Source organism: Mucilaginibacter sp. P2_A4 (assembly GCF_056405015.1).
Genome location: NZ_JBFUCX010000001.1, coordinates 828,498 through 841,343, shown reverse-complemented (window position 1 = coordinate 841,343; position 12,846 = coordinate 828,498). Strand labels below are relative to the sequence as shown.

General features: G+C 42.2%; 9 protein-coding genes. 4 read left to right on the top strand and 5 right to left on the bottom strand.

The window, feature by feature from the left end; translation table 11 throughout:
* Positions 1–5 precede the first annotated feature (5 nt).
* Complete coding sequence (locus AC1DYB_RS03210; RefSeq protein WP_477432376.1) at positions 6–755, bottom strand: ThuA domain-containing protein; 750 nt, start codon at positions 753–755, stop codon at positions 6–8.
* A gap of 15 nt (positions 756–770) precedes the next feature.
* Complete coding sequence (locus tag AC1DYB_RS03205; RefSeq protein ID WP_477432374.1) at positions 771–1,313, bottom strand: DUF4468 domain-containing protein; 543 nt, start codon at positions 1,311–1,313, stop codon at positions 771–773.
* 171 nt (positions 1,314–1,484) lie between these two features.
* Between AC1DYB_RS03205 and AC1DYB_RS03200 the strand changes: the two genes are divergently transcribed.
* The gene (locus AC1DYB_RS03200; protein WP_477432372.1) at positions 1,485–2,252 is read left to right on the top strand and encodes a ThuA domain-containing protein; all 768 of its coding nucleotides are present in this window, start codon (positions 1,485–1,487) and stop codon (positions 2,250–2,252) included.
* Between the two features lie 196 nt (positions 2,253–2,448).
* The gene (locus tag AC1DYB_RS03195) at positions 2,449–5,364 is read left to right on the top strand and encodes a triple tyrosine motif-containing protein (RefSeq protein WP_477432370.1); all 2,916 of its coding nucleotides are present in this window, start codon (positions 2,449–2,451) and stop codon (positions 5,362–5,364) included.
* Between the two features lie 52 nt (positions 5,365–5,416).
* Here AC1DYB_RS03195 and AC1DYB_RS03190 read toward each other — a convergent pair whose 3' ends face one another.
* From AC1DYB_RS03190 to AC1DYB_RS03180, 3 genes are all read right to left on the bottom strand, one after another.
* Entirely contained in the window at positions 5,417–6,544 is a 1,128-nt protein-coding gene (locus AC1DYB_RS03190; RefSeq protein ID WP_477432368.1) for a redoxin family protein, read from the bottom strand.
* Positions 6,545–6,559: 15 nt separating this feature from the next.
* Positions 6,560–8,386 carry a glycoside hydrolase family 9 protein gene (locus AC1DYB_RS03185; RefSeq protein WP_477432366.1) on the bottom strand — a complete coding sequence of 609 codons (1,827 nt, stop codon included), beginning with the start codon at positions 8,384–8,386 and terminating at the stop codon, positions 6,560–6,562.
* Positions 8,387–8,516: 130 nt separating this feature from the next.
* A complete protein-coding gene (locus tag AC1DYB_RS03180) occupies positions 8,517–11,495 on the bottom strand; it encodes a glycosyl hydrolase family 28-related protein (protein WP_477432364.1) in 2,979 nt (992 codons plus the stop codon).
* A 459-nt stretch (positions 11,496–11,954) separates the two neighbouring features.
* On the opposite strand from AC1DYB_RS03180, the gene AC1DYB_RS03175 reads away from it, so the two are divergent.
* Both AC1DYB_RS03175 and AC1DYB_RS03170 read left to right on the top strand, forming a co-directional pair.
* Entirely contained in the window at positions 11,955–12,374 is a 420-nt protein-coding gene (locus AC1DYB_RS03175) for a PTS sugar transporter subunit IIA (RefSeq protein WP_477432362.1), read from the top strand.
* Positions 12,367–12,843: a PTS sugar transporter subunit IIB gene (locus tag AC1DYB_RS03170; RefSeq protein WP_477432360.1), complete on the top strand. Its 477-nt coding sequence runs from the start codon at positions 12,367–12,369 to the stop codon at positions 12,841–12,843. The genes AC1DYB_RS03175 and AC1DYB_RS03170 overlap by 8 nt, the downstream gene beginning before the upstream one ends.
* Positions 12,844–12,846 lie beyond the last annotated feature (3 nt).

Sequence of the window (12,846 nt, the reverse complement as noted above, 5' to 3'; positions counted from 1 at the left end):
ATTAATTACCTACCGGCGGCCCACAAAATTGAATTGGTAACCAGCGTAACCCATGCAGGATTATCCAGCAGATTTGGTGAGTGACCCATAAAAATATATACGTTACGGGCTTTAACATGCTCATTAGTCCAAACAACCGGGTGATCACCCATTTTAACGTCACCTTGGGGCTCATAGGTTGATTCATCCACACTGGCCAGTACATGTACATTGGCACGCGGGCTTTTGTCATAAGTGTACCACTCCTCTTGCTCAATAAGGAAAGAGGCAGGAACGCCACTCATTACAGGATGCTGTTTATCTTCCACATTCACTTTTCCTTTAGCAAAAGTGGCTATGTATGCCTTCCAGCTTATTCTACCCATAAAATCCGAGAACCATTGCCATTCGTGATAGCCATCAAATTCGCCCAATAATGTGGCATGATGAAACCCTACCCAGCCCCCTTTTCCCTCATCAATATATTTTTTAAAGGCAGCAGTCGCTTTATCTGTCCAGGCGTATGGTGCATAATCAAGCTGAAGAAAAAGTTGGTACTGACTTAAAAACGCGTCATCAATTTTATTGGTGTTTTGGATATAATCAATGGTAAAACCCTTTTCGGCTGCCAACTTATCCAGCCATACTTTGGCCCGTTTTGAAAACTCAATATGGTGCCCACCATTCTCATATAATGCCAATACCTTAAAATGTTTGGGCTGGGCCATCAAATTAAATGAAGCCAAAAGCAAGATGAGAAATAATAATTTTTTCATTTGTATTTGATATGATTATTGGTCGATGCTTTGTTTTAATGATAATATGAGCTGCAATGTATTTTGATCAAGTCCGGTAAACAGCCTTTTATCCTCTACCGACCATGGATGGCCCTGACGATAATCCCACCAGCGGTATGATATTTTTGAATATTCATTACTTATACCTTTCTCTATAGGTTTTTCATAATAATTATTAGTTACTATAGTGTAACCCGACTCTGCTACCCTGATGTTTACATCAAACTTAAGCCAGTAATAATTACCTGTGTCGCTGGTGATCACTTTAAACATGCCGATACCTTTTATCTCTCCGGTATTTTTATCAGATGAATAGAGTTTTGGTGGTTCATCAGGAAAAGTTTTGGCAAACCATTTTTCGGCCCGTACAAACACCTCGCCTTTACTTTTATTTGTGGTGAACGTCTGCTCGTAATTGATCTTTCCATTTTTCATTGGGATGGATATTTTGGCGGTATCCTGCTGGGCATAATTTGCCAATGGAATCAGCATATATAAAGTAAAAAGCAATAGCCCGGATTTTATTTTTTGCTTCATAATTTGGGTAAGGTTTATACTGTGCGCCGTATCTGCATTTCAAATATCAATATTAACTATTACAAAAGGCCCGGGATAACGCCCTACTTTACCACTACGATGAGGTGTTTACTGTTTCTGATTAAAAAGTTTCGCCTATAATTGTTTTCAGTTAGCAACAACGCTACAATTATGAAAACCTTAACCTTATCACTTTTTACCTTTCTAATCATCTTTTTCAGCAGTTATACGCTTTTAGGTCAAACCCCTAAACCCCGTTTTAAAGCTATTGCCATTGCCGAAACAGGTGGCGGCCATGCCCGGTTTGATACGGCTGCCCGCATCTGGCTCAATAAACTGGCTATCGACAGTAATTTCACAATCGATTACATTAGTGATACCAAACCTATCACCAAAGATTTTCTGAAGCAATACCAACTCTTTATCCAATTAGACTATCCGCCATACCCCTGGGGAAAGGAAGCTCAGGAGGCTTTTAAAAACTACCTGGAACATGGCAAAGGCGGCTGGATAGGTTTTCATCACCCCACCTTGCTGGGTGTTTTTGATGGCTACCCTATGTGGCAGTGGTACTCGCAATTTATGGGTGGCATCGAGTTTAAAGATTGTATTCATGGCGGTACTACCGCCTCCCTTAAAATAGAAGACTTAAACCACCCCGCCTTAAAAGGTTTACCTGCTACCTTTAGCACTAAAGATGAATGGTATACTTACAATAAAAGCCCGCGCGCCAATGTGCACGTACTGGCCAGTATTGACGAAAATTCCTTTGTGCCAAACATCAACATTAAAATGGGAGATCATCCCGTGATCTGGACCAATGGCCATCTTAAGGCCAAAAACATCTATATTGCCATGGGGCATTTTCCAGAACTTTTTCAGGATAATAATTTTACCACACTCGTGATAAATTCAATATTTTGGGCAGTGAAAAAGTAACCAGCTTAAACAGCTCTCTTTCATACTTATTGCGGGTATGCACTAATGACGACGTCAATAACTCCCCTACATAAATACTACAAACAATCCCATTTATAGCTAATTCATCCCCTACATTTTATTCTAACGTTCGTTATCTGAAAATCTTTAATTAAATTTCATCCAGATTACCTTATAAGCCGTAATAACCCTGTTGATGAAAAAAATTGCCCTGCTTGTTCTTGTTTATAATGCCTTTATTTTTACTGCGATAGGGCAAACTACCATCGGAATACCGGCAATTAAAAACTACACACATGCCGATTTTAATGCCAGCACCGAAATCTACGATGCAAAGCAGGATAGGAACGGAATCTTATATTTTGCAAATAACGATGGATTACTCACTTTCGATGGCAGTTACTGGAAAATTTATCCCCTGCCCAACAAGGCGGCTATAAAATCATTAGCTATTGACCCATCGGGCCGGATCTTTGCCGGCGGACAGGACGAGATTGGTTACTTTTTCCCGGATGCTCATGGTATTTTACATTTCCACTCCATAAAGCAACTCATGCCGCAAAAAGCAAGGCAGTTTGCAGATATCTGGGGCATAGTACTCTACAAAAACGAAGTTTTCTTCCGCACCATTGAATGTGTGTTTGAGTACAGTAATAATGAAATAAAAACTTTTGACGCCCCCGGCGGCTGGCGTTTACTTGACTATGCAGGCGGGCAATTACTTGCAGAGGATAAGGACGAGGGCTTGATGAGTTTTAAGGGTTCGCAATGGCAACCATGCAAAACAAACCTGCTTACTGCAGAATTGCATATAACCGGGGTAATGGATTATAAAAAGGATACCGTTTTAGTAACTACTTTAAAAAAAGGACTATTCTTACTTACCGGCAATACTCTCATCAAAAAAACAACGGCCATTGATCAATTTTTAAATAACGACCTTGTAAGTTGTGCCAGAAAGATAGATAACAACCGTTATGCCATCGGTACAAAAGCCCAGGGACTTTTTATCATTGACGAAAAAGGGAAGCTTATTGAAAGATTTTCTACCGCAGATGGCTTACAGAGCAATAACATACTTACACTACTCCCCGATAAGGATAAAAACCTATGGCTTGGATTAGAGAACGGTTTGGATTTCATTAATTACAGTTCAGCTATAAAACACATTTACGCAAGTAAACAAAACCAGGTAAAAAGTAACGCCATTGGCATATTTAATAATAAACTATACGTTGGCACATCCGACGGATTGTTTAGTGCCTCATTAGATAAGCAGCAAAAAGATTTCAGCAATAGTAAAAGCTTATTTACCGAAGTACAGAATACCCGGGGCCAGGTCTGGAGCTTAGCACAGGTTAACAACTACCTTTTAATGGCCCATGAAGATGGAGCTTTTGTAATTAAAGGCAACCAGGCCGAACCTATCACTTCCGGACAAGGCGCCTGGAAATTTGTTCCGATCCCCTCATCACCCGATATTATTACGGGCACCTATACCGGCTTGCAGTTACTCAAAAACAATGGCGCCGAATTTAAGAATGATAGTAAAATTGAAGGCATTTATGAGTCGCTATCAAACTTAGCCAGGGATAATGGCAATGTGATATGGGCATCGCATCCCTATAGGGGCGTTTACAAAATCCAGCTTTCTGCCGATAGAAAAAAGATCATCCGTTATACCCAGTATACCGATAAAAACGGATTACCGTCAGTATTAAATAACCAGGTATACTTTATTAAAAATAAAGTGCTGGTTGCTACCGAAAAGGGCGTTTACGAATACAATGCCGCCAGCAATAAATTTGAAGAATCGGCCTACTTTAAGCCTGTTTTTGGCATTTCGACCATAAAAAATCTAACAGCAGACAGCTACGGTAATATCTGGTTTGTTAACGACCAACGGATTGGGGTAATGGATTTCAGCAAGCCATCGGCAGGTAAATCATACAGCGTGATCTATTTTCCTGAGCTCGCGGGGCAAACTATTAAAGGTGCTGCTTATTTATATCCCTATGATATGGAGAATATCTTCATCGGTTCAAATAACGGCATTTTCCACCTCAATTATCGTCAGTATGTTAAATCAGAAACTAAACTAAACGTGCTGCTCACCTCAGTAAAAGCCATTGCCGAAAAAGACAGTTTGATCTTCGGCGGCTACTTCATGAAAGGTGGTCGTATTACTAACTTGCAAAACACCAGGCAGGTAACCAGTGTATCCAAACATTGGAACTCTTTTCATTTTGAATATTCATCTACCCTGTTCGCACAAAAAAGCAATGAGGAGTTTACCTATAAACTGATAGGATTTGATGATGAATGGTCAAAATGGTCGATAAAAACCGAGAAAGATTACACCAACCTGCCTTACGGCAAATACACCTTTTCGGTAAGGGTGCGTAACAATCTGGGCAACTCATCCCCGGCAGTTAATTACACTTTTATAGTTGAGCCAGCCTGGTACCAAACTATCCTGGCTTATTTCTTTTACATTTTATTAGCGGTTTATGCCCTTTATTATGCTTACAAGGCACAACACAAACGCTTTGAACTACACCAACAAAAACACGAGGAAGAGCAACGCCGCCTAAGTTACCTGCACAGCCTGGAACTGGATAGGAATGAGAAAGAGATCATCGCGCTCAAAAATGATAACCTGCAGACTGAGCTGAACTTTAAGAACAAAGAATTGGCCACCATCACCATGCAACAGGTAGAACGGGGCCGCATCCTGCTGAATTTAAAAGAGGAATTAACCAATATCATTAAAAAACTAAAACAACCCGATCTTACTCACGAGTTCAGGAGCGTTTTTCGATTACTAACCGACTCTGAGAAAAAAGATGATGACTGGAACAGCTTCGCCATTTATTTTGACCAGGTTCACAATAACTTCCTTACCACCATGAAGGCCAAATTTCCATGCCTTAGTGCTACCGATCTGAAGCTTTGTGCCTACCTGCGGCTCAACCTTACCTCTAAAGAAATAGCACAGCTAATGAACATTTCCCTCAAAGGAGTTGAGATTAGCCGATACCGGGTACGAAAAAAACTGGTTTTAACTACCGAGATTAATTTGTATGATTTCCTGATCGAAATAACTAAATAAACACCTGCTAATCTGCCTTCATTAAAACTCTTTATAAATTATAGACTACAAACTACTTGTATATCCGACCCATCGTCGCATCGTCAAAAATAACCTTCTTTAATTCTTCTATGTCAATGGCTCCCTGGTGGCGGTAAACTACTTTCCCATCCGGGTCAACTAACATGGTATAGGGTAAGGCGCCGTCCCATTTGGGGTCAACGGCTTCAATCATTTTGTATTTATCATCGCCGGTGTACAGGTAATTGAGGCCGGATGCCTGTTTGCTTTTCAAAAAGCTTAGGGCCTTATCTTTGCGGGCGGGATCATCGGCGCTGATAGTTACAAGTTCGAGGCCCCTGTCGCGGTACAGATGCATCAGGGTTACCAGATCTGGAAATTCGGCCACACAGGGGCCGCACCATGTTGCCCAAAGGTTAATTAGCCTTAGTTTATCAGTTTTATTTTTAACAAGGTTCACAATACCTGCGGCATCAACTGTATCCAGTTTAACAGGTTCGTTGGCCCAGTTTACGGCAGCTTTTTGGATCCAGTCCTGCTTCTCGGCCCATTTGATGGAGCACCCGAAGGTTTTGGTTACCGGTACTGCAACTTCCTTACCGGCCAGCAACGCTTCGATAGCATTACGGGCATCCAGCGATTTGGGCGTTTTAGCCGGGTTTTCCATATCATCAATCCGGCCGTTATAACGTAACTTTCTATCCTGATCAAAAACAAAAATATGCGGGGTAGCTACGGGACCATATTTATTTGAGGCGATCTCGGTTTCGCCATCATACAGATATGGGAAATTAAAATGCCTTTGCTTAGCCCTTATTTTCATATCTTCAAATGAATCGCCCACATCGCTGTAACCCAATTCATCTAAACGCAACGAGGCCGGATTGTTGGGGTTGATGGCAACCACCGTTACGCCTTTACCGGCATAATCGCCGGTAAGCTTCACCAGTCTATCCTCATAAGCCTGTGATGTGGGGCAATGATTACAGATAAAAACCACAACCAGCACCCTGGCATCTTTAAATGACTGCAAGGAATACGTTTTGCCATCTATGCCGGGTAAATTAAAATCTGGTGCCAAAGCGCCGGTTGCCAGTGTAGTGCGGCTTACCTGCGCGGTGGCAAAAGCTGCTACAAATAACAGCAAAAACAATGGCAGGGTATTTTTAATTGGCTTCATGTTTCATCAAATTAATTATTCATGTAAGGCAACGGCCAGCAGATACCAGGCAGTATGTGGCAGCCACTGCTCGGCCCAGCGCCAGTCATAATCTTTGTGTATCTGGGCGTATGACAGGTTAAAATCGATATCATTCTCATCATTGAGGCCTGACGTTATACCATTTACTATACCACCGGGAGCATTGGTATACTCAAACGTGCCGAAGAAGCCGTAAGCCGGGTTATTATGACCCGTGCCTTGCAGCATACTGGCATCAAATGGATTGAGCCCCAATACCCAGTTCAACTGATCAATGGCGAATGTTTCCAGTTGATCATGAAAGGGCTTATCATCCATAAACAAACCGGCGGCCAATCTTGCCGCTGTAGCCATCGATGATAAACGCGCATTCTCGCCCTGCCACCATGGTGAGGCATCACTGCCCTGCGGAAAGAAAAATGATGTGCGCCTTTTACCCAAAGTATCCTGCACCAACTGCCTGCTATAACCAAACGGGTTGTTTACCTCATGCGTCACCTTTAATTCAAACTCAAAAGAACTTTTGATGGTTTTTTTGATAGCGGTCTGCATGCCGGCATCGGCATAAGGGTAATAATAAATTAAACTGGTTACCGGCAAGCCTGCATCAGACGGGTGGAAGAAAGGACGATCGGCGCTATCTGCCCGCCAATAATTTTTATAATCTCCCCAGTTGGATAAACGGTTTATTAAATTATTAGCACGTTTGGTTGCGGCTACTAAATACTGCGGCTTTTTGCTGGCTTTATATAATTCTGTAGCCGCAGTTAAGGCACAATAGTCATCAAGAATATTTTCTTTACCATCAAAGGTCATGAGCTTATTATTGGCTTGCAGAAATTTAAAGGCGTTTTCGGCAGCCTGCAGGTATTGGGCATTGCTAAAATCGCCGCTTGCTTTTGCTGACGATGCCATAGCAAGGGCTGCGATGGCTATACCACCACCCGATCGAAAACTGGCCTGGTAGCGATGCCAGTCGCTGTTTTGCGCGTCATTTTTCAGTGTTTGATCTTTGGTTTGTTTGATGCGGTATGATGCATCCTCAGCCCGGATCACCCTGTCTTTCGCCAGCTTGCCCGGCCCCGGGGCCGATACCGACCTATAGAACGAACCATCCTTTGCCTGTATCCGTACCAGGTAATCTGCACCATAAATAGCCTCGTCCAAAACCCTGCGGTTGATCTGCCTGAAATCGGTTACCGTTTTTTTATTAAGCAATTCGTTAGTTTTAAATAAACTATAAACCACCAGGGAGATCTGCTGCGGGTTAAAATACAGGGAGAACGACAAATGCGAAAGATGCTTACCATAATCGCCGGTAGCATCATACCAACCGCCATGAGCATCAACGGTATCGGTAGTTTTACCTGCCAACAACAGGTGATGATCGGCCTTATCTATCTCGCCGGCGCTGCGCTGCCCTTTAAAATAGTAAACCACATCCGATAGGGTTGCCTGCTCCAAAACATTTTTACCGATTTTGAAAGGGTACGAGCTTATTTTTTTTCCAGGCAGATCTACCTGAACCCTGTAAGTACCATCTGTATTAAAACCACTGAAATCAATTGTATAAAATTTCCGCCCTTTCCAGCCATTTACCTTACCACTGTAAACAGGCTTACCACTAAATACGGTTTTATCAGCTTCATCCAACAATTCAAACGAGCTGATGGAATACTGCTTATCAGTTACCACAATTGCTTTTTTAGCCTGCGTATCCTCGTACCCCACCTGGTTGGTAACTACTTTTATGTTTTGCGCCAGGGCAATGCCCGGTAAGGCCATCGCTATGAGGAAAGATTGTATTTTTTTATTGATCATATGCTTAATTTAATCATATCTATTTCAAGTCTTTTCTATAGGGCCGCTTTCAGAAACACACCCCTCCGCCCCTCTCGAGAGGGGAATCGCACCGCCCCTTGCTTTTACTTCTCGTTTATTTCTCTTTCCATCACTTTACTTCTACCGAATATAATGAATTATGCCCGGTGATGTACAGCGTTTTACCACCCTTACCGCCAAAAGCCAATCCTGTTGGTCGTTCCGGTACTTTTATTACGTTGATCTGGTTACCGGCGCTATTGTATTCATAAATTTCACCATCGGCAATAAACACATTACCTTCTGTGTCCGTGGCAGATGCAAACTCGCCACGCTCTGCAAAGTATTTCAGGTTGCTTAAGTAACCTTCCTTACTCACATCCATTTGAACGGTTCGCTTATCATATTCATCAGTAGTGTAAACCGGTTTACCCGGATATGCTGCAGTTAAAGCGCTTGCGCGGGCCAGGTCATATACTACCGGGATAATCGTTACCCCATCGGGCGCTACAAAACATTCGGTTGGTTTATTTACTGATACGGCATTAAAATCATGATAGTCCCTCCATCGGTGTGCAGGATACAATGCACGATAAACGGTTTTGCCAATCGGCATCGCTTCTTTTTTAAGGGCGCTAATAGTTTCATCCGGGTTCTCCGGGTCAATACTATAAGCCATACTGGCAAAGCCCGAGTTTCCCCATCCGCTGAATGATGTGCCGGCGGCATCTGCCGGGTTCTTAAACTCTTCCTGCTTGCCGTTGATCAAATAGCCGGTTTTGGGTACATATTTAAAAACTACCAATAGTTTATCGTTCTGATCGCAAGCCAGCGAAAGTGGTTCCCATGGGTAATCGGCCAATAAGCTAATGGTTTCTGTATTTACATTCCATTTATAAATGCGGCGCATCCGGGCTTCGCTAAAATAAATATTGCCCTTGCTATCGGCACAAACGCTGTTAGCAAACTCAAACCCTTTGGCCAACTGTTTTACATTGCCAATTTCTGTAGTCGATTTCAGCGTTCCGCTAATAAAAAGCCTTGCAAACTCCCATGGCCGCACCTCCATATTGGTGCCAATATCATATAAGGGGTTGGTAGTGGTATATTTTATCTGGCTGTAATTATGCACGTTCAGTAACTCTACGTTTTTGTTGTTCCAGCTCCTGATGGCATAAGGATAAGGCTTATTCACCCTGATCACCCTAAACATATACAGGTTGGCAAAAATCATATCGCTGGTTTGCTCCAGCTCCAGAGGCTGACACTCGGTACTTTCACGGCTTTCTTCTTCCAATTGCAGAGCGTAAACCTTCCAGTTGGCTACCTTATTAAACCGTACCTCGTTACGTACATGGTGCTCAACAGACAAAGCATAAATTCTGCCGGGCGTACTGGTATTTGATACATAAACACCCGCAGTAGCATAGGTATTTGCCGACCAAATATTTTTAAATGTGCCTCCTCCTCCATCAGTTATCCAAAGACTCCAGTATTGGGTATCCCACATATCGCTATCATTCCCGCGGTACAAACCAGGAGCATCTTTTACGCCTGGCTTATTCATCCCACCGTGGCCGCCTAAAAATTTCACATCGTTGAGGTATGATTTTTCGCCGGCCATCCATTTACACGCCACCGCCCTTGGGTTAATCCTGCCCGTAGAAATACCTATACCGGTAATAATATTGGAGCCACCTTTTGAGGTTTCAATCATGGCTACAGGTTTGCCAAAACCACCAAAGGACGGCGTATTATCTGCAATCAATATTTGGGTTGCTATTGGGTTTAAGCCAATGAGTACCGTATTGGATTTAAGCTTTAAAGTTTCGGTAATGCGGTATTGCCCCTGCGGCAAATAAATGGTTGCATATTTATCAATAGCATCCTGCAGAGCCCTGGTATCATCGATAACACCATCACCTTTAGCGCCAAGCGATTGCAGGTTTGCCCAGGTGGTTATTGCGGGAAAATCCGGTATATCTTTTATTGCAGGCGGAGGAAATACCGGCAATGGTTCAATTTCATTAGTAGTTTTATAAACGGGGTCGGCGCTAAGGTCATCAATCTGCAAACCGTAGGTAAAGTTTTTTATTTTGTAGATAGGCCCCACTCCCTTTGTCTGAGTTCCACTGCGGCGATACCTGGCTAAAACCGGCACATCGCGGCACACCACATTGCGCAGGCTGATCTGGTTAAAAGCGTTATCCTCGTTGCTGATAATAATGGCCGGGCCGCTTACCTTATCAAAACTGCAATCCTCCATAAACAGTTTTTCATGATAGTTTGGGTTAATATCAATCACCGTGGGCACGTTTTTAACATTCATGCGTACGATGGTAAGCCCGGCTTCCTGTGTGCGTATCGCGGCTTTACGCTGACCTTCAAAATAAGTATCCACCATCATGAATTGCCAGCCGGGCGATGGCTTGGTGGTATAAATACCATAATCGCCATTAAAAAAGCGCACATCTTCCATTTCGTTACCCACATCAAACATGCCTGCCTTGCCATTTCCCGCATCAATATCTGCATGAGCAATAAAACTATGCTGGGCATAATGCGTACGCAGGGCAACAGCAACCGGGTTGCCGTCTTCAATTTTCAGGTTGATGTTTGACAGCGCACTGTAAAAGGTAGATGCTCCGGCATCGTAAACCTCTTCGCCCGGTTTGGAGATATTATTCACAAACCAGAACATGTATTTAGCCTTTCCTTTATCTATAGTATCGGCTTGCTGAAAGCTGGGTGAGTTTTTAGCCAGGATAATAACCGGTCGCGTTTTACCGTAACCAATTAACCGTACCGCCCTTGGCACAAAAATGGTTTTACTGATAAGGTACTTCCCTTCGGGGATAAAAAGCACGCCAAAATTATTTTTATCCTTTACATCATTAATTGCCTGCTGCAAAGCATTAGATACATCAGTTTTGCCATCAGCTTTAATAGCATACTTATCGGGCGTAAAATAAACAGCCTCCTTATCATTCAAACGCTGCTGGTAAAATGACCGGCCTGCACCAAATCCAGGTTGATTGGCAGGCGATTTGCCAAAGCTTGCAAAGCAGGTTAAAACCAATAATAAAAATAGTAATAGGGTGTTTTTCACGTTAGTAAATATTAGGTTGGTTTAATTGGTATTTAAACTTTAATGATGTTATATCTATTTTTTCTTCCAAACAAAAATCATCATAAGTATTTTCCATTGCTAATTTGCACAGCCCTACATCACCACTACCCATATAAATATTACAGCCGCCAATTTATATCCGTTAACAATCCGTTATCAGGTCAAAATTGAAAGCTAAAAAAGTCATTTACTATTTTTACCTGTAGTGCTGTAAATCGTCATTTACTAAGTGATAAATACTTTTAAATAAGGTTGTTAAATTATATGTAGTGGTAATGTAGTGCACGCAAACTATAAATTAGTTTAACTTTATAGCATACTTGCAACGTATTAGAACCTGAATTAAGCGACAGCCAAAGCGCTTACCCATAAGTTTGATAAAACGGTTTTATTGCTGCCTGGTGTTGGCTTGCAATAAACCGCTATAACCTTTAAAGTATGAGAAAATTCCTGATAGCTACACATGGAGCCTTTGCCAATGGGGTAAAATCCTCCCTTGAAATTATCATTGGCGAAACCGAAAACCTATTCCTGATTGGTGCTTATTTAGACCAGAACGTTTCTGTGGAAGATGAGCTGAAACCTATCCTGGATAGCCTTAGTGATGATGATGAACTGATCATTTTTACCGATCTGCTTGGTGGAAGCGTAAATAACATTATGCTAAGGGAAGCACTGCGCGAAAATGTACACATCCTTTCGGGCTTTAATTTACCCTTGTTAATAGAAGTTATTTTAAGCGATACCGATACCCCAATTGCCGAAGTGATAGAAAGCGCCATTGAAAATGCCAAAGCACAGCTTGCTTATGTCAATAAACTCATAGAAGAACAACAAAACAATTTTGACAATGATTAAACTCATAAGGATAGACGACAGATTGGTACACGGGCAAGTAGCGTTTACCTGGACGCCTGCTCTTGATGCTGATTGTTTAGTTGTGGCCAATGATAAAGTGGCAAAGGACGAGTTTATGAAAATGACGCTTGGCCTGGCTAAACCCGCATCGGCAAAGTTGCTGATCAAATCACTGGCTGATGCCGCTATTTTTTTGAATGATCCCCGCGCCCAAAGCCTTAAAATTTTACTCATCGTTAATTCTGTTAGGGATGCGGCTGTTTTGGTTGATGAAATAAGCGGCATCAGATCGATAAACTTTGGAGGGATCCGTACTAAGGAAGGCACCCGATCAATTTCAAAAGCCATCGCTCTTACCGACGAAGATATTTTAATTATAAAAGAAATGCTGGCTAAAGGACTTGAGCTGGAAGTAAGACAAGTACCTACCGATAAAAAAGTAATGATAGAAACATTAATACCCCAATAAAGT